This window comes from Erythrobacter sp. W36 (assembly GCF_057364935.1).
In genome coordinates, this window is sequence record NZ_CP200281.1 from 383,714 (window position 1) to 406,293 (window position 22,580).

Annotated in this window: 20 protein-coding genes, 1 tRNA gene and 3 pseudogenes; 15 read left to right on the forward strand and 9 right to left on the reverse strand. The window is 60.5% G+C overall.

All coding sequences use genetic code 11. The annotated features are described in order from the left end of the window. Positions 1-41: 41 nt before the first annotated feature. Positions 42-929 (reverse strand): hypothetical protein, encoded by an 888-nt coding sequence (locus AC0V6U_RS01745; RefSeq protein ID WP_472644512.1) that lies wholly within the window; start codon positions 927-929, stop codon positions 42-44. A 73-nt stretch (positions 930-1,002) separates the two neighbouring features. Between AC0V6U_RS01745 and AC0V6U_RS01750 the strand changes: the two genes are divergently transcribed. The 3 genes from AC0V6U_RS01750 (at position 1,003) to AC0V6U_RS01760 (ending at position 4,317) form a co-directional block, all read left to right on the forward strand. Further along, positions 1,003-1,527: a hypothetical protein gene (locus AC0V6U_RS01750; protein WP_472644513.1), complete on the forward strand. Its 525-nt coding sequence runs from the start codon at positions 1,003-1,005 to the stop codon at positions 1,525-1,527. A 70-nt stretch (positions 1,528-1,597) separates the two neighbouring features. Next, positions 1,598-2,068: a preQ(1) synthase gene (queF, locus tag AC0V6U_RS01755; protein ID WP_472644514.1), complete on the forward strand. Its 471-nt coding sequence runs from the start codon at positions 1,598-1,600 to the stop codon at positions 2,066-2,068. 215 nt (positions 2,069-2,283) lie between these two features. After that, positions 2,284-4,317 (forward strand): hypothetical protein, encoded by a 2,034-nt coding sequence (locus AC0V6U_RS01760; RefSeq protein WP_472644515.1) that lies wholly within the window; start codon positions 2,284-2,286, stop codon positions 4,315-4,317. Positions 4,318-4,394: 77 nt separating this feature from the next. Here the strand turns inward: AC0V6U_RS01760 and AC0V6U_RS01765 are convergent. Next, a tRNA-Thr gene (locus AC0V6U_RS01765) sits at positions 4,395-4,470 on the reverse strand. A gap of 187 nt (positions 4,471-4,657) precedes the next feature. Between AC0V6U_RS01765 and AC0V6U_RS01770 the strand changes: the two genes are divergently transcribed. After that, the gene (locus AC0V6U_RS01770; RefSeq protein WP_472644516.1) at positions 4,658-5,077 is read left to right on the forward strand and encodes a TM2 domain-containing protein; all 420 of its coding nucleotides are present in this window, start codon (positions 4,658-4,660) and stop codon (positions 5,075-5,077) included. An 11-nt stretch (positions 5,078-5,088) separates the two neighbouring features. Here the strand turns inward: AC0V6U_RS01770 and AC0V6U_RS01775 are convergent, their stop codons facing one another. From AC0V6U_RS01775 to AC0V6U_RS01785, 3 genes are read right to left on the reverse strand one after another with little or no spacing between them, the layout of a single operon-like run. Continuing rightward, positions 5,089-5,997 carry a hypothetical protein gene (locus AC0V6U_RS01775; protein WP_472644518.1) on the reverse strand — a complete coding sequence of 303 codons (909 nt, stop codon included), beginning with the start codon at positions 5,995-5,997 and terminating at the stop codon, positions 5,089-5,091. A gap of 15 nt (positions 5,998-6,012) precedes the next feature. Continuing rightward, positions 6,013-6,750: a hypothetical protein gene (locus AC0V6U_RS01780; RefSeq protein WP_472644519.1), complete on the reverse strand. Its 738-nt coding sequence runs from the start codon at positions 6,748-6,750 to the stop codon at positions 6,013-6,015. Beyond that, positions 6,711-8,048: a replication-associated recombination protein A gene (locus AC0V6U_RS01785; RefSeq protein ID WP_472644520.1), complete on the reverse strand. Its 1,338-nt coding sequence runs from the start codon at positions 8,046-8,048 to the stop codon at positions 6,711-6,713. The genes AC0V6U_RS01780 and AC0V6U_RS01785 overlap by 40 nt, the downstream gene beginning before the upstream one ends. Before the next feature lie 115 nt (positions 8,049-8,163). Here AC0V6U_RS01785 and AC0V6U_RS01790 point away from each other — a divergent pair, with 115 nt between their 5' ends. After that, the gene (locus AC0V6U_RS01790; protein ID WP_472644521.1) at positions 8,164-8,817 is read left to right on the forward strand and encodes a PadR family transcriptional regulator; all 654 of its coding nucleotides are present in this window, start codon (positions 8,164-8,166) and stop codon (positions 8,815-8,817) included. 219 nt (positions 8,818-9,036) lie between these two features. After that, positions 9,037-9,459: a hypothetical protein gene (locus AC0V6U_RS01795; protein WP_472644522.1), complete on the forward strand. Its 423-nt coding sequence runs from the start codon at positions 9,037-9,039 to the stop codon at positions 9,457-9,459. A gap of 35 nt (positions 9,460-9,494) precedes the next feature. Here the strand turns inward: AC0V6U_RS01795 and AC0V6U_RS01800 are convergent, their stop codons facing one another. Next, positions 9,495-10,685, reverse strand: a complete 1,191-nt coding sequence (locus tag AC0V6U_RS01800; protein WP_472644523.1) for a glycosyltransferase family 4 protein — start codon at positions 10,683-10,685, stop codon at positions 9,495-9,497. 134 nt (positions 10,686-10,819) lie between these two features. On the opposite strand from AC0V6U_RS01800, the pseudogene AC0V6U_RS01805 reads away from it, so the two are divergent. The 8 genes and pseudogenes from AC0V6U_RS01805 to AC0V6U_RS01840 all read left to right on the forward strand — a co-directional run bounded on the left by AC0V6U_RS01805 (position 10,820) and on the right by AC0V6U_RS01840 (position 20,484). Further along, positions 10,820-11,985, forward strand: a pseudogene (locus tag AC0V6U_RS01805) (phosphoserine transaminase). 143 nt (positions 11,986-12,128) lie between these two features. After that, positions 12,129-13,713, forward strand: a pseudogene (gene serA / locus AC0V6U_RS01810) (phosphoglycerate dehydrogenase). 170 nt (positions 13,714-13,883) lie between these two features. Further along, positions 13,884-14,990, forward strand: a complete 1,107-nt coding sequence (locus AC0V6U_RS01815; RefSeq protein ID WP_472644524.1) for an ATP phosphoribosyltransferase regulatory subunit — start codon at positions 13,884-13,886, stop codon at positions 14,988-14,990. A 659-nt stretch (positions 14,991-15,649) separates the two neighbouring features. Continuing rightward, complete coding sequence (locus AC0V6U_RS01820) at positions 15,650-16,324, forward strand: imm11 family protein (RefSeq protein ID WP_472644525.1); 675 nt, start codon at positions 15,650-15,652, stop codon at positions 16,322-16,324. 483 nt (positions 16,325-16,807) lie between these two features. Beyond that, positions 16,808-17,047: a hypothetical protein gene (locus AC0V6U_RS01825; RefSeq protein WP_472644526.1), complete on the forward strand. Its 240-nt coding sequence runs from the start codon at positions 16,808-16,810 to the stop codon at positions 17,045-17,047. A gap of 112 nt (positions 17,048-17,159) precedes the next feature. After that, a complete protein-coding gene (locus AC0V6U_RS01830; protein ID WP_472644527.1) occupies positions 17,160-17,687 on the forward strand; it encodes a hypothetical protein in 528 nt (175 codons plus the stop codon). 822 nt (positions 17,688-18,509) lie between these two features. After that, the gene (locus AC0V6U_RS01835) at positions 18,510-19,799 is read left to right on the forward strand and encodes an adenylosuccinate synthase (RefSeq protein ID WP_472644528.1); all 1,290 of its coding nucleotides are present in this window, start codon (positions 18,510-18,512) and stop codon (positions 19,797-19,799) included. Positions 19,800-19,905: 106 nt separating this feature from the next. Then, on the forward strand, positions 19,906-20,484 hold the full coding sequence (locus AC0V6U_RS01840) for a L,D-transpeptidase family protein (RefSeq protein ID WP_472644530.1): 579 nt from the start codon (positions 19,906-19,908) through the stop codon (positions 20,482-20,484). A 6-nt stretch (positions 20,485-20,490) separates the two neighbouring features. On the opposite strand, the gene AC0V6U_RS01845 is transcribed toward AC0V6U_RS01840, so the two are convergent. From AC0V6U_RS01845 to AC0V6U_RS01855, 3 genes and pseudogenes are all read right to left on the reverse strand, one after another. After that, positions 20,491-20,583 carry a hypothetical protein gene (locus AC0V6U_RS01845; protein ID WP_472644531.1) on the reverse strand — a complete coding sequence of 31 codons (93 nt, stop codon included), beginning with the start codon at positions 20,581-20,583 and terminating at the stop codon, positions 20,491-20,493. A gap of 49 nt (positions 20,584-20,632) precedes the next feature. Further along, positions 20,633-20,875: pseudogene (locus AC0V6U_RS01850) on the reverse strand (DUF6768 family protein); the annotation flags it as partial. Then, the gene (locus tag AC0V6U_RS01855) at positions 20,872-21,438 is read right to left on the reverse strand and encodes an RNA polymerase sigma factor (protein ID WP_472644533.1); all 567 of its coding nucleotides are present in this window, start codon (positions 21,436-21,438) and stop codon (positions 20,872-20,874) included. The gene AC0V6U_RS01855 and the pseudogene AC0V6U_RS01850, both read right to left, overlap by 4 nt. Before the next feature lie 130 nt (positions 21,439-21,568). On the opposite strand from AC0V6U_RS01855, the gene AC0V6U_RS01860 reads away from it, so the two are divergent. Next, a complete protein-coding gene (locus tag AC0V6U_RS01860; RefSeq protein WP_472644534.1) occupies positions 21,569-22,576 on the forward strand; it encodes a MarR family transcriptional regulator in 1,008 nt (335 codons plus the stop codon). Positions 22,577-22,580: the final 4 nt, after the last annotated feature.

Below are 22,580 nucleotides of genomic sequence, written 5' to 3' on the forward strand. Positions count from 1 at the left end.
CAAAGCGGTAGCGCGCTGGGCCGCCGCCGCCAAGTGCCCGCTTATGCTGGCTGAATATCCAGTTCCCGCACACGCAGGCCGGGAATGCCGCCCGGCGGCGTGTTCAGCGGGATCGGCTGGAGCCGCGCGGCGCTCGCTGTGCTGGGCTGGCCGACGACATAATGGCGCGTCACCGGCTCGCCATTGCCCTGTGTGACGGTGATCTGCAGCAGCGGCACAAACAGCGGGACATTGCCCTGGCGCATCACCTGCAATTTGCTGGTCGGCAATTGCACCTGCCCGCTTTCGGAATGAGTTTTATTGGGGCCGATGCGCGGGATAATCACCGGCTGAGGGCGATCAAAGCCTAGGGCGGTGCTGCCCGGAGCGGCCCCGCTTTGGGCGCTGGTCAGGATTGCGGAAATGGACACATCGCGCACCGCATTGGGAGTGCGATTGGCGAGGTTCAGGCGGTAATCGAGCGTGAAGTTCATCACGCTGCGGGTTGCGCGCACGATCTCAATATCAATGTCGATCCGCGCGGGCGCGCTTGGAATTGGCGCGGCATCTTCGGTTGGCTCGCTGGCCATTGTCATAGCGGGCGCGGGAATGGCGCTGGCTGTTACATTACTGCTCGCGGGCGCAGGTGCAAGCCCGCTCGGGGCCGGTTCAAGCTCCGGCTCATGACGCGGGGCAACCTTTGGTCGCTCGATTTCGGGCACGGCGACGGCGGCTGTTCCGCGCCTGAGGAACAAAACTGCGCCGATCAGCAGGGCGAGCAATGTGAGCCCGCCAGCAATCCATGCCCACAACGGTATCGCGCTGCTTGTGTCACTGGCTGCGGTGTCTGTTGTAGCGACATCTGGGATCGAAGGATCAGGGAGCGAAGCGCTCGTATCAAAGCCGGGCGTGGCCGTGTCCGGCGTTCCCACACCCGTTGGTGCTGTCACAGCAGGAGATGCTGCACCGCTGCCCGCATTGCTCGGAGCGCTTGGTTGCCCTGCCGCGGGACGCGTAGCCGATGTGGCCGAGCCTGGAGCCGCACCCGCTGCTCCGGTCGCCTCAGGAGACACCGTGTCGCTCGGGTTTAGGACCGGCGTGATCGTCGGCGCAGGCGTTGGCAGGCCGCTTGCAGGTGCGGTTGGATCAGAACTGGGGACCGTGCTCGGCGCAGCCTGTGTTGGCGCGGGCGTTGGCCGATCAGTAGGAATAACGCGCGGCGGCAGGGCCGCTGGACCGGTGTCATCCGCCGGGCCCTCCACCTCTGGCCGGGGCGTGGGCGTGCTGGTCGGCAAGGTGAAGCCGCCCGGTGAGGACTGCGCCACCGCTGGCGCGGTCGCACCCATGCTCAATGCGATAAGCGCGCACATCATCGCCGCTTTGGGCGCGGACAAAATCCGAAAAGAAGAAACAGCAAGCATGATCTTTGGCGTAACGGGTCTTTTCAAAATGGCTGCGTGCACGGGCGCATCGGCCATAGCACTTTACGGGGGCGGCTGGGCAGCGCGATTACAACATATCGGCGCAGCACTGCCACCGCATGTCTGACATAGATATTAACGCCGCTCCGTCCAGCTTGTCGCTTGCATGGAGCGCTCTTTCGCGGCAACAGCGCGGCATGGAAACCACACCTAACGATCCCGCTGCGCCCGCATTTCTGGGCAAAGACACGCCGCTCCCGACCTCGCCAGAAGAGGCGGTGCTCGATTATGTGCCGAACCCGCGCAAGGGATCGCTGTTTTTGGTGCGCTTCGCCGCGCCAGAGTTCACGTCGCTATGCCCGGTCACCGATCAGCCCGATTTTGCGCATTTGGTGATCGATTATGCTCCCGGTGATACGATCGTGGAATCCAAAAGTCTGAAGCTGTTTCTGGGCAGTTTTCGCAATCACAACGGCTTTCACGAGGATGTGACGGTGGGCATTGGCCAGCGGCTGGCCAAGGAAATGAAGCCCAAATGGCTGCGCATTGGTGGCTATTGGTATCCGCGCGGCGGCATTCCCATCGATGTGTTCTGGCAAACAGGCGCCGCGCCAGAGGGTCTGTGGGTGCCGGACCAAGGCGTTCAGCCCTATCGCGGGCGGGGATAGCCCTACAAAACACATCGCACGGCGCGCAGTGAAGATTTTGTTCAGTCATCACTTCTAAATTCAGCTACACTCGCTTGGGGAATACTTTGGGGGTGGGCGAACTATGTCTGTTTGAGCGGTGTAATTGGACGGGCTTAACTTGCCTGTCGCGATACTGTTGATCTTCAAGAACGCATTAAACCGCCTCCCTCCACCGCGTTGGAAGGGAAATACGCATGAGAAATACGCTTTTGGTCTCGACGGTCTTGTCGCTTGGCTGCGCGGCTGCATTGGCCCTGGCTCCGCAGGAGGCCCGTGCAGAGGCGTGCCTGCTGGATACAAATGAAGACGGAAACGCCGATTCCAACATCGACAGCACAGGCGGCGCGATTTCCGACGACGGCAATAATGAGCTCGCGTGCGGAGTGGGGTCTGAGGCGTCTGGCATGCAGAGCACCGCGATTGGTGCGAGCGCGAGCGCGACGGGCTCAAATTCGTCGGTCCTAGGTTTCAACGCGAATGCAGCGGCCGGAAACACCACAGCGATTGGCACCGATACCGATGCGACTGGCTTTGGTTCGATTGCCTTGGGCTACCAAGCGCAATCGAGCAATACCGATACAATTGCAATTGGCAGAGCGGCAAATGCAACGGAGCCCAACGCTATCGGGATTGGAAGCCAAAGTCTTGCGTCGGGCGAAGATAGCGTCGCGATTGGCGGCGACGGCGATGACCTGGATGAGCTTGGTGCACAAGCAGGTCCAAGCTCTACGGCGGTAGGTGCGGATGCGGTTGCTATAAATTTTAGTACAGCGGTTGGCAATCGAGCTACGGCCAATAACGGGGCGGGCTCGGCTTTCGGATTTAGTGCAAATGCGGCCGGAAATGCATCGGTTGCGATAGGTCAAACGGCCAATGCCACCTCAAGTGGTTCGACCGCCTTGGGACAGGGCGCAACCTCGACCAATGCGTCGGCGATTGCGATTGGGCGAACTGCCAATTCCGAAGGCCTAAGCTCCATCGCGCTTGGTGCGCGTACTTCTGCGACGGCCGCCAGCTCGATTGCCATTGGCGGTGATGGGGCTGATGACGATGCGGAAGGCGCGCAGGCGACAGGGATTAGCTCAATCGCCTTTGGCGCGGATGCGGTTGCGAATGCAGAGGGCAGCTTTGCTGGCGCCGCCAGAGCGAGTGCAACTGGCATCAGGAGCATTGCTCTGGGTGTGGATACCAGTTCGGCCGGTACGTCGTCGATTGCGATTGGCGGTGACGGCAGCGATGAAGATGAACTGGGCGCTCAGGCGACGGACTCTTTTGCTTCGGCGCTGGGATCGGATGCGGTGGCCAGCGGGTTTGGCTCCAGCGCTTTTGGTGTGAATGCACAAAGCACGCGGACCTTCTCCGCGGCCTTTGGCCGCAACTCTGCGGCTACCGCGAACAATGCGGTTGCCTTTGGTAATGCTGCGATCGCAAGCGGTGCGTCAGCGATGGCTCTTGGCAGGGCGGCAGAAGCGAGCGGCACAATTTCTATCGCGGTTGGCCGGTTGGCTAATGCTTCGGGAGAAGCTTCAGCGGCGATCGGGGCAGAGGCGGCCGCAGCGGGTCTTGATGCTACAGCCATTGGCGCGACAGCGAATGCAAGCGGCGGGCGGACAACAGCGATTGGCTTTGCTGCGGATGCAACGGGAGTGAATTCCACAGCAGTGGGCCGCGGGGCGAGTGCGGGCTTTGCCAGCTCGACAGCGATTGGCCGCGATGCGATGACCACAGCAGGAAACCAAGTGACGCTGGGCGGGGCAGGCTCATCCGTGCGGATCGGCGATATCGACGCTTCCACAGCGGCTCAGGTGGGTCCTGTTGATGCGGTTACAGTGGACGCCAACGGCACACTGGGCCGCCAAAGCGTGGCCACCGCCGCCTCGGTCGACAACGTGCGGGTTGCGCTTAATGCGGTTGCGCAGGTCTCCACCGCGCAGTTCGATGCGCTTAGCGGGAGGGTGCAGGCGATTGATTTCCAGCTGGATCAACTCGACGATGACGTCCGCAGCGGTGTCGCGGCGGCGATGGCTCTGACTGATGCGCCAATGCCGTCACGGCCTGGCGGAACGAGCTATATCGGCAAGGGCGCGACGTTTCGGGGCGAGTTTGGCTTTAGCCTTGGCCTGACACACCGGCTCAACAGCGATCAGCCGTTCGCCATCTCGGCCAGCGTCAGCCATGCGGGCGGCAATAACACCGGGGCAAGCGTCGCGTTTTCTGGTGAGTTTTGAGGAAAGGCGCAGGCCATCCGCTCGATCGTTGCCCGAGCCAACGCCTGCTGCGTCATCAATGCTGAAAAAGTGGGAAGTGGTGCCGGCTGCAAGATTCGAACTCGCGGCCCCCTGATTACAAATCAGGTGCTCTACCAACTGAGCTAAGCTAGCCCATTGCCATCCGCTTCTTCAGCGGAAACGCCCGCTAGCCGCAAAACACCCTCAATGTCTAGACCTTCATTGCTGCGAGTTTGCAGAACAGGCTTTGCAGTTCGTAGAAAAGACGGCCTGAATAGGACATTCCGCCCTTGTCTAAGGCCCTGCCAAGATACATCGTAGGCGGGCATAAGAGGACTGAATGGTGGATCACGAGCAGCATATAGACGAGGCGTTTGAGGCCAATAGCAAATCGGTATTGGCCGCGTATTTGCTTTGGTTCTTTTTCGGAATGTTCAACGTTCACCGCTTCTACGCGGGCAAGACCAAATCTGCTGTTATCCGCCTGATTATGGCCTGCACCGTCATTCTTTTGCCCATAGTAGTGCTGTTATGGGTCATCGATCTATTTCTGATCCCGTCGATGATCGGTGAGCAAAATCTCAAGACGATCAATTTGATCAAGGCTGGTGCAAGCGGGGCGCCTGCGAACCAGAAAAACAAGGATAGGCCTCGCCCGGCTCTGACCGAAGCGGACCGGAAGCGTGAAGCGATGCTCGAAGATTTGCGCGCTACCGGCTACCGCAAAGAACGCCGCGACACATTCGGCATCTATCGCTGACACTCGCCGCTTTAGAACGCGCCGAAGGTCCAGCCCTCTACGCGGGCGATCTCTGCGGTTAGCGTGCGCGGCTCCCACCGCTCAGGCTCCTTGTGCACTTTGCGCAGCCATGCTGCTGTCAGCAAAGCGTCGGAGGAATGGTCATCAATCTCACCGATTTGCGCAACCGGCGGGCTGTCCAATCCCTCAAGCGCCGCGTTTAGATCGGCATAGGTCAGCAATTTGGTGCGCGCGCCGCGTCCACCCATGCTGGCGGCGGCCTCTTTGGCGGCAAGCCCGGTGTAAATCTCCACCAGCAGCGACCCGCGCGTCGGGTGCTTGGGCGGGATTGGCTGCACCGGCCAGACCGGTAGGTGTCCTTTGAGGTGGTGCAGCATACGCATGCCCGTCAGCGAGCTTTTGCCTACTTGCGCCGCGCCGACGAGGTTGAAATTGCTGACCGGGCGGCATTTTTGCGCGCGCTGAGCGGTCTCTGCCTGACGAAAGCGGCCCTCGCGCGAAATGGCATCGGGCAGATGAAAGCGGTCGCCGACATTGTCCTTACTATGCCGGAAATAGCGCGTCGCTTCTGGATGTCTGAGGAAGCTGTGCGCGCCCAAATGCGGGTCATTGGCGCAGATCCGGTCGATCAATTCCCACAGGCCATTGGCGTGGCGCGGGCTTTCGTCCCAGCCGGGGAAATAGGCGCCTGCATCCACAAACGGCAGGCTGATGCCGAGATCAATTCCGACCAAAGTGTTGGAGGGCAACTCGTCGCGGAGTAGTCCGAGCACTTCGGTGCGTGCCCAGCCGCGCGGCGGGGCCTCAACCAGCACGGGCGGGCCGCCTTTGGCATCGGCGAGCGCGAGGGCGATGCCCTTGTGCCGCTCCCCCTTTGCGCCCGACCAATCGATGGCGAGGAAATGGTCAAAATCACGCATCAGGCGATTGCAGCCTTAATACGCCGGGCATGTGTTGCCGGGGGTGAGTTTCCATCCGCTTGCCGCGCCTGATACAAAAGGATCGCGCTTGAACTTGGAGAGGTTGTCCCAGTCTGTAATGCGGTCATGCGGGATCGCGGAAAGATGCACGCAATCTTCCCCTCTCCACTTGTCGATCTTCCAATCGGCCATGAATGGAATTTGCGTATCGACATGCACGGGGGTGAGGCCGCCAGGGTATGACCGCCATACGGCAAAACCCTCAAACCCGCCCCAGCCAGATTCGGAGAATTGGACCAGCGCGAATTGACCCTTGTTGGGTGAGAACACCGGCCGAGTTCCAGTTTCCATCGATGATCCGGTGCCGCTCGTGTCGATAAGAACGTACCCCCACGCTTCATAGCCTTGCCAGTCAAAGCCGAGAAAGCGCTCATCAATCTGTTCGTATTTATCGGCGACTATGAACCACGACGTATCGATGCAATGCACCGCGCCGAGCTCGGTAGTGACTGCGATCCAATCCTTGGAAGAGCTCGCAAATTCGCGCCATACGCTGGGCAGGGCGAGCGGTTTGTCGCGGTTGTTGTAACTCTCTCCAATCTGAGGTTTTGTCGGACAGTCTTTGACTGCAGCGGGCGCGCGCTTGGCCGCTCTATCTTGTGCGAAGGCGGCGCTCGGGGTGCTGAGAATCAGCGCCGCTCCGACAAGAGCCGCTATTCCTCGCGCAATTCGGCCCGTCTGTTTGCCCACCATTCCATTCGCTCCTTCACCTTGCGCTCAAACCCACGCTCGACCGGCGCGTAATAGTCCTGAGGCTCCATCCCATCCGGCCAGTAATGCCCGCCAGAAAAGCCATCTTCTGCATTGTGATCGTAGGCGTAGCCTTTGCCATAGCCAATGTCTTTCATCAGCTTAGTCGGCGCATTTAAGATGTTTTGCGGCGGCATCAGACTGCCGGTTTCGCGCGCGGATTTGAATGCTGCCTTTTGCGCCCCGTAGGCGGCGTTCGATTTGGGCGCGGTGGCGAGATAGAGACAGGCCTGAACAATCGCGAGCTCGCCTTCAGGGCTGCCGAGAAACTCATAGGCGTCCTTGGCCGCTAGGCACTGGGTCAGCGCGTTGGGATCAGCCAGGCCAATGTCTTCGCTGGCAAAGCGGACCAGGCGGCGCAGCACATACATCGGCTCTTCACCGGCGGTCAGCATCCGCGCCATGTAATAGAGCGCCGCCTGCGGATCGGACCCGCGCAAGCTCTTGTGCAGCGCGCTGATGAGGTTGTAATGCCCTTCGCGGTCCTTGCCATAGACGGCGACGCGCCGCTGCAGGAATTGGCCAAGGGCGGCGGGATCGAGCGGATCAGTAAGCGCTGCGTTATAGAGTGTTTCCGCCTGACCCAGCAGGAACCGGCCATCGCCATCCGCGCTCGCGATGAGCGCCGCGCGCGCATCCTCGGTGAGGGGTAGGGGGCCTTCGAGCGTCTCTGCGCGGGCCAGCAATGCCTCCAGCGCCTCATGGCTGAGACGCTCCAGGATTAGAACTTGGCTGCGGCTGAGCAGCGCGGCGTTGAGCTCAAAGCTGGGGTTCTCGGTGGTCGCGCCGACAAGCGTCACAGTGCCGCGCTCTACAAACGGCAGAAAGCCATCCTGCTGGGCGCGGTTGAAGCGGTGGATCTCGTCCACGAACAGCAGCGTGCGCTTGCCCGCACCGGCCATCTTGTCTGCCTCGGCAAAGGCTTTCTTGAGGTCCGCCACGCCGGAGAAAACCGCGCTGATCGAGACGAACCGCATGCTCACACTGTCGGCCAGCAGGCGCGCGATGCTGGTCTTGCCCGTGCCCGGCGGCCCCCACAGGATCATGCTGGAAAGCTTGCCCGCCGCAACCATTCGCCCAATCGCGCCGGTCGGCCCGGTCAAGTGTTCTTGGCCGATAATCTCGCCAAGGCCCTGCGGGCGCAGCCGGTCGGCCAGCGGCGCGTCATCGCGCGGCTGGTCAGGCGCTCCAGATGGCCCTGAGGCAGGCGGCGGCGCATCATTTCCAAACAAGTCAGTCATTCGTCTGGTCTGATAAGGCGCTGGTCGGAAAATGCCATCCACCTCTTGTATCGATAGCTCTGAGATATATCTTAAGCCTATCAAGAGTTATCAGATAGAAGCTAGGAGAATGAATATGACTTGGCAGAAAAGACGCCGCGGCAATTGGAATGGCGGCTGGAATAACCTCGGCCCCTTGGTCGCGATGATGGCGTCCTCTGCGGGCGATTGGGAAGAGATCGGCGAGAAAATGCGCGGCGGCGGATCGTGGCAAGACGGCCCCAAACGGCGCAAACGGCGCGGGCGTATGTTTGGCCAGGGCGAATTGCGCCTCGCTTTACTGGCGCTGATCAATGAAGAGCCGCGCCACGGCTATGAGCTGATCAAGGCGATCGAAGACATGACGGCGGGCGGCTATGCGCCGAGCCCGGGCGCGGTCTATCCGACGCTGCAAATGCTCGAGGAAGAGGGCAAGATCAAACCGGCCAAGTCCAAAGCCAAGGCAGAAGATAGCGAGACGAGCGGCAAGAAGCCGTTCAAGGCGACTAAGTCTGGCAAGGCTGAACTGGCTGAGCGCGTGGAAGAGGTCGATCAGCTGATGGGCCGGATTAACGAGCATGGCGACCGGGCTGAAAAGGTGAAGGAACGTTCGCCCGATCTGTTCCGCGCAATGGGCAATCTCGGCTCGGTGCTGAAGAACCGCGCCCGCGCCGGAAAGCTCGATCAAAACGCGATGAATGAAATTGTCGACATTATCGATGAGGTCGCCAAGCGTATTGAGAGAATGTGAGGGTTTTTGATTAGCGCCCAGCCACCCGCTCCCTCCACCCTTCCACCCGGATGGTATCCCGGTAGGCTCCGGGTGGAAGGGTGGAGGGAGCGGGTGGCTGGGCCAGACGTTGTCAATGAACAGGCGCGGGTTTCCAGCCCCCGGTTTGCCCGCGCTGCCCCTTTGATATAACTTCCCCCTCCTGAGACTGGGTCGCGTCCATTCTTGGGAGGGAACATCATGGATCAGACTGTCAAAACGCCTTGGCACCTTTGGGTCGTCGGAGTGCTAACGCTGCTGTGGAATTCGGTTGGCGGTTTTAGCTACACGATGACGCGGCTGGGCAAGCTCGCCGATCTAGGCATGGGCGCTGAAGAGATCGCTTATTTCGCTAGTCATCCTGTGTGGGCCAACACCTTTTGGGCGCTCGGCGTTTGGGGTGCGATAGCGGGATCGCTGCTGATCTTGCTGAGATCACGCCACGCGGTGACCGCAATCCTCATTGCGATTGTCGGCCTGATCGGCTCGAATATCTATCAATATGCGATGTCGGAAATTCCAGAGAGTCTGCAAAGCCCGATGCTCACAGGCCTGATCTGGGTGACCACCTTGTTTATGCTGTGGTACTCGCTCCGCATGAAGTCGGCGGGCGTGCTGAGATAGGGGAGGGCGCGGGCTGGCTAGAGCCGCACAGCCAACTAAGCCGCCGCCTTCTCAGCCATTTCCTTCGCGATCAGAGCCTCGCGTTCTTCGACCAGCCGGACATACATGTCGGCGACAACGCGGTTGATCGCCTCCCAGCTGTATTCGCGTGAGTTCATCTCGCCCGCTGCGCCGTGGCTCGCGCGCAGTGCATGGTCGGTGCAATATGGGGCGAGCGCTTCGGCAAAGGCTTTGGTGTTGCCGGGCGCGACCAAGCAGCCGCTGTCGCCGCATTCCACCAGGCTCGATGCGCCGGTTGCTCCGGCCGCCACCACTGGCAGGCCGCTGGCCATTGCCTCCAGCGTCACATTGCCGAACGTCTCGGTGATGGACGGATTGAAGAAGATATCGCCGCTCGCCAGCGCCTTGCCCAGGTCAGCGCCGGTTTGAAACCCTGCGAAGATCCCGCCGGGCAGGGCATCTTCGAACCAGCCGCGCGCGGGGCCATCGCCGATCACCAGCACCTTGTGCGGGGCTTGCAGCTTGCGCAGCTCGATAATGCTGTCGGCAAAGACGTCGAGGCCTTTCTCCATCACCAATCGGCCAAGGAAGACAATCGCAATGTCGTCATCGGCGAGGCCAAGGCTTCGGCGCCATTCCATATCGCGCTTTGATGGATCGAAGACGGTGCGGTCCACGCCGCGCGTCCACAGGCCAATGTCATCATGCATGCCCTGCGCGATCAGCTCGTCAATCATGCTTTGCGACGGGGCGACCAGCGCATCGCAGCGATTGTAAAACCGGCGCAGCATCCACAGCACGGCAGGCTCTAGAAAGCCCATTTTGTAATAGCGCGGATAGGTCTCAAACCGGGTGTGAACCGAGGACAGCACCGGAATATCGTGTTCCTGCGCCCATTTGAGCGCCGCATGGCCGGATGGATCAGGCGAGGACAGATGCACGATATTGGGCTGGAACTTCTCAAGATCACGCCGGACCTTGGCGTTAAAACCGGTCGGCAGGCGGTATTCGCCGCGTCCCTTCACCGGCATGCGCCAGCTGGGCAGGCTCACCAGATCGCCAGTTGGCTCAAAATCAGGTTCGTCGACAGTGGGTGAATAAACGCGCACCGCCGCGCCCAGACCCAGCAGCGAGCCGACGAGGCGATTGAGCGCCTGGTTCGCGCCGTCGCGGGTGTAGTTATAATTGCCGCTGAACAGGGCAATGCGAAGATCGGATATTTCCATGTTGAGCGCGGCATAGAATGTTGCGAGCCCGTTGAATAGCGTGTTTTGATTTGACTCTTGGCCCAGCATCTCTAGTGCCGCCGACGGGCCACGCGGTCCCAACGCCGCGCGAGCTCTCTGTAAGGAGAGAATACATGACTGAACTACCTGCCGAGCCGGCGCTGAAGCCTGCTCGTCCGCAATTTTCATCCGGTCCGACCGTTAAGTTCCCCGGATGGTCCCTCGACAAATTGAAAACCGAATCGCTCGGGCGCTCGCATCGCTCGGCTGTCGGAAAGTCGCGTCTCAAATACGCGATTGATCTATCGAAAGAGATGCTGGGCGTGCCCGAGGATTACCTCGTTGGCATCATGCCCGCCTCTGACACTGGCGCGCTGGAATGCGCGATGTGGACCATGCTAGGCCAAGGCCCAGCGACCGTTGCGGCTTGGGAAAGCTTCGGCAATGTTTGGATCCAAGATGCGGTGAAGCAGCTGAAACTGCCAAACCTGCAGGTGCTGGATGCCGATTATGGCGAGATCCCTGATCTTCACTCGATCCCGCAAGAAAATGACGTTGTCTTCACCTGGAATGGCACGACCTCTGGCGCGAAAATCCCCAATACGGACTGGCTGGAGCCGGGCCGTAAGGGCGTGACCATCAACGATGCCACCAGCGCGATCTTTGCGCAGGAAATGGACTGGGCGAAGCTCGATGCGACGACCTATTCCTGGCAGAAGGTGATGGGATCAGAGGCTCAGCATGGAATGCTGGTGCTCTCGCCTAAGGCGATTGAACGGATCGAAAGCTATGATCCTGAATGGCCGCTGCCCAAGCTTTTCCGCCTGAAAAAGGGCGATAAGATCAATCGCGGCATCTTTGAAGGCGCGACGATCAACACGCCATCTTTGCTGGCGACCGAGGATTACATCGCGGCGCTCGAATGGGCGCAGGCGCTCGGCGGGCGCAAGGCGATGTTTGAACGCGCCGATGCCAATGCGAAAATCGTGAACGATTGGATCGAGGCGACGCCTTGGCTGAAAAACATGGTCAGCGATCCGGCTAAGCGCACCAACACTGGCGTGTGTATGAAGTTCATGCCGGCGATTGGTACGAAAACCTATCCGCCGAAGATCAGGCCGCCGTGCCGAAGAAAATCGTCAAAATGCTGGAAGAACGGCATGTTGGCTATGACTTCAACGGCTATCGCGACGCCCCGCCGTCCCTTCGCATCTGGTGCGGCGGCACGGTCGAGCAAGAGGATTTGAAACGCCTCTTGCCGTGGATCGAGTGGGCCTACGCGCACGTTAAAGCTGGCTGACTTCGCGCCAACAATTCCACCGTTCGTGCTGAGCTTGTCGAAGCACTGCTTTTCTTGAAGCAATGGGCGCCCTCTCAGCAGAAGTGCAGCCCTCGGGCAGGCTCAGGGCGAACGGATTTCTGCAGATTCTGGAGTAAATTCCAATGACCAAACCTAAAGTACTTATCTCTGACAAGATGGACCCGAACGCAGCGCGCATTTTTGAAGAGCGCGGCTGTGATGTTGATGTGATCACCGGTGAGACCCCGGAAGAGCTGATCGCACGGATCGGCGATTATGATGGCCTCGCTATCCGGTCTTCCACCACCGTCACCCCCGCCGTTCTGGACGCCGCGACCAATTTGAAGGTCATCGGCCGCGCGGGGATTGGCGTCGACAATGTCGATATCCCCTATGCCAGCGGCAAGGGCGTGGTCGTGATGAACACCCCGTTCGGCAATTCCATCACCACCGCAGAGCACGCGATTGCGATGATCATGGCGCTTGCCCGGCAAATCCCGGCGGCGAACACTCGCACGCAGGCCGGCGAATGGCCGAAGAAGGATTTCATGGGCGTCGAGGTGACCGGCAAGACGCTGGGCCTGATCGGTGCGGGCAATATTGGCGGGATCGTCGCCAGCCGCGCGCTGGGCCTGAAGATGAAAGTGATCGCTTACGATCCGTTCCTGACCGAGGAACGCGCCGTGGAAATGGGCGCGGAAAAGGTTGATCTCGACACGCTACTGAGCCGCGCAGACTTTGTCTCGCTGCACACGCCGCTGACCGATCAGACCCGCAACATCCTCAGCCGTGAGCGGCTGGAAAATGCCAAGCCCGGCATCCGCATCGTCAATTGCGCCCGCGGCGGATTGATCGATGAGGCGGCGCTGAAAGACTGCCTCGAAAGCGGGCAAGTGGCCGCAGCCGCGCTCGACGTGTTTGCCGAAGAACCGGCGAAAGAAAACCCGCTGTTTGGCGCGCCCAACTTCATCTGCACGCCGCACCTTGGCGCCTCCACCACCGAGGCTCAGGTCAATGTCGCGCTGCAAGTAGCCGAGCAAATGGCCGATTATCTGGTCAATGGCGGCGTTACGAACGCGCTCAACATGCCATCGCTATCGGCTGAAGAAGCGCCCAAGCTGAAGCCTTACATGGCGCTGGCTGAGAATCTCGGCAGCCTTGTTGGGCAACTCGCCCACGGCAACCTCACCAAGATCAGCATTGAGCGTGAAGGCGCAGCCGCTGCGCTGAATGGCAAGCCGATCAGCGGCGCTGTTCTGGCGGGCTTGATGCGCCGCTATTCTGACACGGTGAACATGGTCAACGCGCCATATCTCGCCAAGGAACGCGGCCTCAACGTTAGCGAAGTGCGCCACGAGCGCGAAGGCGCGTATAACACTTTGGTGCGCGTTACGGTGGAAACAGAACAAGGCCCGCGCTCTGTCGCAGGCACTTTGTTCGGCAACACCGCGCCGCGTCTGGTGGAGATTTTCGGGATCGGTATCGAAGCCGATCTGGATGGCCACATGATGTATGTCGTCAACGAAGATGCACCGGGCTTTATCGGCCGCATCGGTACGCTGCTGGGCAATCACGGCGTCAACATCGGCACCTTCCACCTGGGCCGAGCGCGATGCGGGCGGCGAGGCGGTTCTGCTGCTCTCGCTCGATCAGCCGGTAACGGACGAAGTCATCGCCGAAGCTGAAAAGGTCGAAGGCGTGAAGCTGGTCAAAGCGCTGGAATTCTAAGGTTTTTCTCTCGCGGCAATCCGGCCCGCTATTCAGCGGGCCGGTGCCTCCGAGGGGCGGCCTAACCGGCCGACGGGCAGTCGCCCTTGCGGTTCGCAGTGCGAACCGATGCAATATTCCGTTCGCCCTGAGCTTGTCGAAGGGCTGCTCTTATTCTAGCGCGCACCTGTATGACCAATACCGACAATCTCCTGCCCGTTGGGCTGGCCGACCGTTTGCCCGCCATGGCGAACCGCATCACCCGCGCCATGCGCGCCAGTCTGGATGCGCTGCAAGCTCACGGTTATGACCGGGTGCGCCCGCCGCTGCTCGAATTTGAGCAATCCCTGGCCGCGCGCATGGAGGGAGTGAAGACCCGCAATGCGTTCCGCTTTGTCGATCCGGACAGCCTGCGCACGCTTGCCCTGCGCAGCGATATCACCCCGCAAATCGGGCGCATCGCAGCGACCAGCATGGCAGACGCCCCGCGTCCGCTGCGCCTCGCCTATTGCGGCGATACTGCGCTGATCCGGGCGGACCAGCTCGATCCTGCGCGCGAACGCCTGCAATTGGGGGCGGAGCTGATCGGGGCGGACACGGCCGAGGCAGCTGGCGAGATTGTCGCGCTAGCGGTGGAGGCCCTTCGCGCAGCGGGTCTCACCGGGATTTCGGTCGATTTCACTCTGCCCGATCTAGTCGACACTCTGGCCGCGAAAGCGATGCCGCTGACCGCTGAGCAAGCCGAAGATGTCCGGCGCGAGCTCGATACTAAGGATGCTGGCGGGCTGAAGCAGGCGGGCGGCGAGGCCTATTTGCCGCTGCTTTATGCAACCGGCGATTTTGCCGAGGCGCGAGATAAACTGTGCGCGATTGACGCAGGCGGCGCCTTGTCCAGCCGGATTAAGGGGCTGGAGGCGATTGCCGCGCGGGTCGGAGATGCTGCGCGTATCACGCTCGACCCAACCGAGCGCCACGGCTTTGAATACCAAAGCTGGTTCGGCTTCACGATCTATGCAGACGGCGTGCGCGGAGCCGCCGGGCGCGGCGGCACCTATCGGATCGGCGGCAGTGACGAAGCCGCAACCGGCTTCACGCTCTATGTCGATGCCGTGGCCGAGGCCGCACCTGAGGCGGAGGCGGCAAGCACGCTCTATCTGCCAGTGGGCTATGACGAAGATACCGCCGCGCGCCTGCGCGCCATTGGCTGGCGCACGATTGCGCAACTCGGCGAGGGCGAAGATGCGAAGGCGCTGGGTTGTACGCACAAGTTGGATGGCACCGAGGCGACGCCGCTTTAGTTTTCTTTGCCCCTCAAGCGCCGTGCTCCGCGACCAAGCCACGGGCATGGACTTATCCAAGCCGTTCGTCCTGAGCCTGTCAAAGGGGCGAGCGGCAAAGGATCATCTCAAGATGCTCGTCACCCCAGCGAAGGCTGGGGTCTAGGGCGACTCAGCGTAACGCGTGCCAAAAACACTACCGTCACCCTGAACTCGTTTCAGGGTCCATCTCCCGCGCGGCATACCTGGGTTTGAACTGGCGATGGATGCCCTAAGCGAAGCTGTGCACGGCACAACTGAATCCAGCATGACGAGCCTTGCCTCTGCCTCCGTCACCCAGCGCAGGCTGGGGTCCAGAGCCGCTCAGTTCGAGGCCAGACCGCTTGCGATACCAGCCCTTCGACAGGCCTAGGAGAATGCCTTTCGCTGGGATGGCGGTCTGAGGGGAAATCACCTCAAACGAAACGGTAAGAAAGCACGGCTATTGCAGACTGACTGAGCCGGGGGTCGCGATCGATTTTGCGTCCATCTTTTAGCGCTTGCTAACGTTAGCAGGTCTTGGGTTTGCGCGAGGTCCGGCTTGGCTGAGCGCATGGAGTGGTGTTGGCGCGCAGCAGTGCCGAGCGACGAATGGCTTGTCTGTTGAGCGTAGCCAGTGTCGAGAGTTTTTGAGGGATCTAATGGTATACAGTCTGGTTGTTGACAACTCGAAATGGGGCGCAGGGCAAATCGAGGTTGGCCTTATTGAGGGTGACGGCGATCCGCGCCTTGTAGAGGTGGAGGATCCCACGCCCGATGGGGGGCTGTACATGGATGGCGGGCGCGCGCTGATCAGCGGGCGGCGCGTGAAGACCGATCACTTCCCATCGCGGCTTATGACGGATGAAGGGTCAATTGGTGTTGTCGCAGATTTTTACAAGGTTCGACGTTTTCTGATTGTCAGCCCTGCGCTGAGGGAAATTGTCGAGCGGTTTGAACCTGGCGTGCATCAGTTTGAGCCGGTCCAGATTGTCAATCGGGCGGAGGATGTTCTGGCCGATATGTTCATCATGGTCGTGTGCAATCGGCTCGATAGTGTCGACCGCGAGCACACAACCATGGTGCTTTGGAGAGGCGTTTTGTGGCGGCCGCCCCACGACATAGTCCGCACCGAGCCGCAAGAGACCTGGCCTGAAGGGTTCGATCCCAAAGCGGAAAGCCGCCTGTTCTTTAGCAGCCGCCAGATCGGAGAGAAGCACCTTTGGCGCGACAAGCATCTTGGTGGAGGATCCTACTTTCTCTCGAGTGCCTTGGCTGAAGAGTGTCTTGCAGCAGCCATGACGGGCATGGCTTTGACGGAGCGGAGGGAAGTCTGATGGCTACGGAAAACAGCGTGTGATTTCCCAGAATGTAGGTGATTTCTAGTATGGTTCGTGACTGAAATTGCGCGCGTTATGATCGGTACCTTAGCCGCGAAGAGGGGTGGATGCTGGAAGCGAAGCTGTGCACGGCACAACTGAATCCAGCATGACGAGCCTTGCCTCTGGCTCCGTCACCCCAGCGCAGGCTGGGGTCCAGGGCCGCTCGGAACGCGGCCAGACCAATAGAGATTCCAGCCCTTCGACAGGCTCAGGAGAATGCCTTTCGCTGGGGTGACGGTGGGCCAAGAGGCAACACATTGCGGCAAGCATTGAAAGCAATCACGCTTTCGTAAGTTTCGGACGCTATTTAGCGGCCCGTACGGCGCGCAAACTCGCGGGCAATTGAGGGGGGAATCGAGTGGGGTCGCAGCCGCATCTCGTGTCTCGCGATGAGAGGTTATTTGCGTTGCGAATGCATTGTGGCGGGGAGGCGATTGAATGAGATTTGCTGATTTTGGGGCTGCAGCTCTTTCGTTGCTGGTGTTCGGCTTTTTGGCGCTGATGGCGTGGACGGGGTCGCTGGTAGATGTCGATAGCACCAAGGTGCGTTTCTTCGCGTGGATCGTAGAAGGTCTGGGTGTGAGCAATTTCGGCCGCGTTGGAGCCACGATGCTGTTCGCAGGGCTGGGCTTCGCGTCTGTGCCTTTGGTTTTATGGCTGCGGCGACAGTGGTTCTAGGTCAATGGTTTTCGGGAAATGGCGGCGAACAGCGTCGCAAGATGGTGCAGGTAGTAAGGGTTCCGATATGAGCAGCGGCGTTTGGATGAGCGATCTCAAAAACAATTATTCCTTGGGTGACAAGCCGGGCGTCAGGACCAAATATTTCAACTACGAATGGCAGCCTGCTGAATTCAAGATTCCGCTTGCGCCAGATGAAGTTCACGCAAATATGCAGCGGGCGGGTCAGGGATTTGCTCTCGCACGCTCAGAATTACCGGAAGCTGCCGCTGTGTGGAACGAGGGGCGATTCAAAAGGCTCGGAGACATATTTTATTCGGGCGGTTTCTTGGTCGTCCGCGGGCAACTCGCGGAGGTTCTGTCTCAGTTTGATCTGGGCGACGGTGGATTGATTCCGTTTCCGGTCTATCAGGCCGATCTGGAAACGCCGTTTCCGGGCGAATTCTTCCTGCTCAATTTCGGCTGTATCAAGAACACGATCCTGCCAGAGCAATGCGAGGATGCCAGAAAGTTTCTTGTCGACAAAGATAGTGGTTTGCAAATCTGGCACATCAACCGGTCAAAATCAGAAGGAGAAGTCGTTCTTTCCTCCGGAGTGTTTGAGGGGGCGGACCTCTGGTCTCGAAGAGGCTGCTCATAATAAGATATTCATGAGCGATGCTCTCGCCCAGGCCTTGATTGAGATCGGCATGGGCGATGTGTTCCGGCTGAAGAAGTGCCGGATCGCTTAAGTTACTTCACGCAAGGGCTTGCACCAAGGATGGACCCTGAAACAAGTTCAGGGTGACGAATAACTCTTCCAACCTCGTCACCCCGGCGCATGCTCGGGTCTAGGGCTGCTCAGTGCGGCGCAATGCCACCTTAGATCCCAGCTTCCGCTGGGATGACGGCGCGCGCCATTGGATATCGTTCAAGTTTTCCTACTCAGCGCCCGCCCGCTAAGGATGACGCATGCTTTTGCTCCCCGTTCTCCAACCTCTCACTAATCGACTAAACCGATCAATCGGCGCGTCTGTGATCGATTGGTTTTTTGGCCCTGTACTGTGTTCCAGCCGTTCCAAGCGTGCTTCAGCAGCGATGAGTGGAGTGGGGAGGGGAGAGGAGTCGTTTGTGGTTCCGCACGCTATCCAGCGTGCGATGTCCTCGCTCATGCGGCTTACAGCCGCATCGCTGCGGGCGGGCGGGCGCCCTTGCGAGACCTCCGGTCTCGAGCCATTCCAAGCCAGCGATCTAGCACCAAGCGTCTTGGAGCTTTGCATCTGGCTTGGTCGCGGAGCACGGTCGGCGTTCAGCCGACCGCAAGGCCCTTGTGGCCGCCCGCAGGCCCGACAGGGCCGAGGAGATCGCACACCGGATGGTGTGCGAAACACAAACACCACCTTGCTCTTGCCTGCGCGACGCCCTAGGCCCGCGCGGTTTGTCGGGTCACACCTTCCCCACCGAATCAGCATGAAAGTAGAGCATGGCTAACGTCACCGTAATCGGCGCCCAGTGGGGCGATGAAGGCAAAGGCAAGATCGTCGATTGGCTCGCCAGCCGTGCCGACGCGGTTGTCCGCTTCCAAGGCGGGCACAATGCCGGCCATACGCTGGTGATCGATGGTGAGGTCTACAAGCTCAGCCTGCTGCCATCGGGCATCGTCAGCGGCACGATGAGCATGATCGGCAATGGCGTGGTGCTGGACCCGTGGGCTTTGCGCGAGGAAGTGCAGAAGCTGGAAGGCCAGGGCGTTGCGATCAACGACGACAATCTGGCGATTGCGGACAATTGCCCGCTGATCCTGTCGGTGCACCGCGATCTCGATGCACTGCGCGAGACCGCGGCGGGCAAGGGGAAGATCGGCACGACCGGGCGCGGGATTGGCCCGGCTTACGAAGACAAGGTCGGACGCCGCGCGATCCGAGTGTGCGATCTGGCGCATCTCGACCGGCTGGAGCCGCAGCTTGACCGGCTGTGCGCGCATCATGACGCGCTGCGCGCTGGCTTTGACCAGCCGCCTGTCGATCGCGAGGCGATCCTGGCTGAGCTGGCCGATGTCGCGGACTTCGTCCTGCGGTTTGCGCAACCTGTGTGGAAGCGCCTCAAGAAGGTGCGCAAGGCGGGCGCGAAGATCCTGTTCGAAGGCGCGCAGGGCGTGCTGCTGGATGTCGATCACGGCACTTACCCGTTCGTCACCAGCTCCAACACCGTCAGCGGCACGGCCGCCAGCGGCAGCGGCCTTGGCCCGAATGCCATCGGCTTTGTGCTGGGCATTGTGAAGGCGTACACGACGCGGGTTGGCAGCGGCCCGTTCCCGACCGAGCTTGATGATGAGATTGGCCAGCGGCTGGGCGAGCGGGGCCATGAGTTCGGCACCGTCACAGGGCGTCAGCGGCGGGTCGGCTGGTTCGATGCGGTGCTGGTGCGGCAAACCTGCTCGATCAGCGGTGTGACCGGCATTGCGCTCACCAAGATCGATGTGCTCGACGGGCTGGAAACGGTGAAGATCTGCACCGGATACCGGCTGCGCGGCAATGTGATCGACTACCTTCCCACGCACTCCGCCGATCAGGCCGAGGTGGAGCCGATCTATGAGGAGATGGAGGGGTGGAGCGAGAGCACGGTGGGTGCGCGCTCCTATGTCGATCTGCCAGCGAATGCGATCAAGTACATCCAGCGCGTGCAGGAGCTGATCGAGACGCCGGTGTCGCTGGTGTCGACCAGCCCAGAGCGCGACGACACGATCCTGATGAAGGACCCGTTTGAGGACTAGGGTTAGGGCTGGGTTGGGGGCTGGCCGAGCGAGCAAGTCCCTGCTTGGGACATAGGGGCCGATGCGCAATTGCGTGAGCGCCAGCCTCGCGTTAGTCTGAAGCCCTATGAAGCGCCTGTTCGCCTTGATTGCACTGCTGCTAACCGCGTCCTGCGTTGGTCCGGGCAATGAGACTTCAGCGGATGCTGCGCCGGATGCTCGGGTGCATAGCGGCGCCTATCCGATACCGCCCGCAGGCGCCTCGCGCAGTGTGCCGAGGCGCGGCGCGCGCTTGGCCGACTACCTCATTGTCGACAAATCGAAGCGCATGCTGGTCGCCTACAACAACGGCCGCCCGATCCGCGCGTACTATGGGCTGCAGTTCGGCGATGCTCCGACGGGGCATAAGCGCTTTGAGGGCGATGAGCGCACGCCAGAGGGCCTCTACACCATCGACACGCGCAATCCGCAAAGCAGCTATCACTTGAGTCTGCGGATCAACTACCCGAATGTGAACGACCGCCGCTTTGCCGCGCAATATGGCCGTTCGGCGGGCGGTGACATCTTCATCCACGGTCAGCCCAATGGCGCGGGGCGGCGGATGCGCGGGGATTGGACCGATGGGTGCATCGCGCTCTCTAACGCAGAGATTGAGGAGCTGTGGCGCCTCGTGCCCGATGGCACCCCGATCGAGATCCGTCCCTAAGCCGCATTAGCGATCGCGCTCTTCAGACAGCAGCGCGACTTGCACCTGCAGCTTCTTCACCTCGCGCAGGATCGTCAGCATGTTCATGCGGGCAAACATCCACTCCTTTGCAAACCCAATCACCACCAGCAATGCAACAGCCGGCTATCGCCCATAGCGCATGGATCATGGGGTGATCCGTGGAATGAGCGACCCGCCAGATCACGAACAGGAACAGCACGCCCAGCGCGGCGGTGAAAGCAAAGATCAGCTTCGCCCATCCGCCCAGCGGCCCCTTCCAACTGTCGCCAATCTGTTGGAACAGTCCGCGGTCGCCTTCCAAGTCTTTGAGGAATTCAAAGTCATCGTCGTCGAGCGCGTCTTTGATGCGGTCATCAGTGCTGGTCATCATATGTCTCCTTCAGTGTGTTCAGATAAGGCCGCCTTCAATTTGCGGCGTGCGTGAAACAGGCGGCTTTTCGCGGTGCCTGCCGGGATCGATTGAACCGCAGCGATTTCGTTGAGGGTCAGCCCCTCAGCAAAGTGCAGGTGCGCGGCGAGGCGCTGATCGGGTGGCAGGCTGGCAAAGGCCTGCTGCAGCGCGAGCGCATCGTCCTGAGCGGGCGCTTGCGCTTCTTCTGGCTCGGCCTTCGCCGCCTTATCCCGCTCACGAATGCTCTTGCTCAGATGCGTCGCCCCGCGCCGGTGCAGGATCGCAAAGGCATAGCTGCGAAACCGCGCCGGATCGTGCAGATTGCCGATGCCTTTCCAAATCCCGATCCAGCATTCTTGCGCCAGATCGCGCGCCAATTCGCGGTCGCCAGTGTAGCGATAGGCCGCACGGATCAGCCGAGCATCCCAGCGCTTGTGCAGGCGCGCGAGCGCATTTTGATCGCCTTGCTGCACCATCACGACGAGCAATTCATCGAACAGAATGCCGGGTTTCGGCGAGGCAGGGCGGGTTTGCTTGGTCATTACTGGAGTAGTCGCGCATTCCACGCAAAAGGTTCAATGACTTCGGTCAAATTGCCTCAGATTTACACGAATTCTTGACTTGAGCACGTTTTGTTCTACTTGTGTTTCATTCTTTGAAGGAGGCGATTCGATGGCTCAAGCAGATTTTTCGTACGATGTGGCGCGTGATCCGGCCGGAGAACCTGCCAGTATTGCGGTGTTTGCTGATCGGCCCGCAATGCGCGGTCAGATTGCCGAGGATTTGGTCGGCGCTGGGTTTCGCGCGGCTGATGGCGGCCCGATTGCTGATCTGTTGGAAGGGCCCGTACGGGTGCTGGGCGATGTTGTCTTGATCGACTGCCCTTCGGTGGACGCGCAGACATTGGCGGCGCTCTCGCGGCTCGACATGCGGGTCGCGCGATCGGGTTCGCAATTGATCGTCTCCACCTCACTCGATGCGCTGGACGATGTGTTTGCCGCCATGGATCAGTCTGATCCTCAGTTTCTGGTCAATCCAACGCGGGCGGATCGTATTGTCGCGGCGGGCCGAGTGATTGCGAGCGTTTCCAATTCACGCGTGCGCGAAATGACCGAGGAAGACCGGCTTACTTTGCTAAGGCTGTCTCAGCAGGTTGATGCCATTGCAAGTCGGTTGGAAGGGCTTTCTGACACACCGCTTAAGCCTCAGGGCTCAGGCCAGGTAGCTTCGGGCGATTTTACAGCCAAGCAGACTGCAAGGGGCGCTTCGGATCGGACTGATGCGGCTTTGGGCGATAGCAGCCCGACGCCGCTCCACACTGCGCGCCCGCCTTTGCCTGATCCCCGGTTGGTGCGTCAGATTATCGCCAATCGTCAGACCAGGGCGCGGTTCTTTGACGCGGAACTGTTTGCTGATCCGGCCTGGGATATGCTGCTCGATCTGACGGCGGCTCATGCCGAGCACCGCCGTGTCTCTGTCACCTCGCTGTGTATTGCGGCCGGGGTGCCAGCCACCACGGCGCTGCGGTGGGTGCGGCAGATGGTTGATAGCGGCATTTTCGTGCGGATCGCCGATTCCACTGACAAACGCCGGGCCTTCGTCGCGCTGAGCGAGGCGAGCGCGGATGGTATGGCGAGCTATTTTGCGGCGATCGATGCCCCGCTCAACCTAGCGGCTTAAGCCT

Bases quoted from the DNA above. Each gene is read 5' to 3' on its own strand.
- queF (WP_472644514.1), top strand. From the start codon at position 1,598: ATGGAAACCACACCTAACGATCCCGCTGCGCCCGCATTTCTGGGCAAA.
- AC0V6U_RS01760 (WP_472644515.1), top strand. From the start codon at position 2,284: ATGAGAAATACGCTTTTGGTCTCGACGGTCTTGTCGCTTGGCTGCGCG.
- AC0V6U_RS01770 (WP_472644516.1), top strand. From the start codon at position 4,658: ATGGTGGATCACGAGCAGCATATAGACGAGGCGTTTGAGGCCAATAGC.
- AC0V6U_RS01775 (WP_472644518.1), bottom strand. From the start codon at position 5,997: ATGCGTGATTTTGACCATTTCCTCGCCATCGATTGGTCGGGCGCAAAG.
- AC0V6U_RS01780 (WP_472644519.1), bottom strand. From the start codon at position 6,750: ATGGTGGGCAAACAGACGGGCCGAATTGCGCGAGGAATAGCGGCTCTT.
- AC0V6U_RS01785 (WP_472644520.1), bottom strand. From the start codon at position 8,048: ATGACTGACTTGTTTGGAAATGATGCGCCGCCGCCTGCCTCAGGGCCA.
- AC0V6U_RS01790 (WP_472644521.1), top strand. From the start codon at position 8,164: ATGACTTGGCAGAAAAGACGCCGCGGCAATTGGAATGGCGGCTGGAAT.
- AC0V6U_RS01795 (WP_472644522.1), top strand. From the start codon at position 9,037: ATGGATCAGACTGTCAAAACGCCTTGGCACCTTTGGGTCGTCGGAGTG.
- AC0V6U_RS01800 (WP_472644523.1), bottom strand. From the start codon at position 10,685: ATGGAAATATCCGATCTTCGCATTGCCCTGTTCAGCGGCAATTATAAC.
- AC0V6U_RS01815 (WP_472644524.1), top strand. From the start codon at position 13,884: ATGACCAATACCGACAATCTCCTGCCCGTTGGGCTGGCCGACCGTTTG.
- AC0V6U_RS01820 (WP_472644525.1), top strand. From the start codon at position 15,650: ATGGTATACAGTCTGGTTGTTGACAACTCGAAATGGGGCGCAGGGCAA.
- AC0V6U_RS01825 (WP_472644526.1), top strand. From the start codon at position 16,808: ATGAGATTTGCTGATTTTGGGGCTGCAGCTCTTTCGTTGCTGGTGTTC.
- AC0V6U_RS01835 (WP_472644528.1), top strand. From the start codon at position 18,510: ATGGCTAACGTCACCGTAATCGGCGCCCAGTGGGGCGATGAAGGCAAA.
- AC0V6U_RS01840 (WP_472644530.1), top strand. From the start codon at position 19,906: ATGAAGCGCCTGTTCGCCTTGATTGCACTGCTGCTAACCGCGTCCTGC.
- AC0V6U_RS01845 (WP_472644531.1), bottom strand. From the start codon at position 20,583: ATGTTTGCCCGCATGAACATGCTGACGATCCTGCGCGAGGTGAAGAAG.
- AC0V6U_RS01855 (WP_472644533.1), bottom strand. From the start codon at position 21,438: ATGACCAAGCAAACCCGCCCTGCCTCGCCGAAACCCGGCATTCTGTTC.
- AC0V6U_RS01860 (WP_472644534.1), top strand. From the start codon at position 21,569: ATGGCTCAAGCAGATTTTTCGTACGATGTGGCGCGTGATCCGGCCGGA.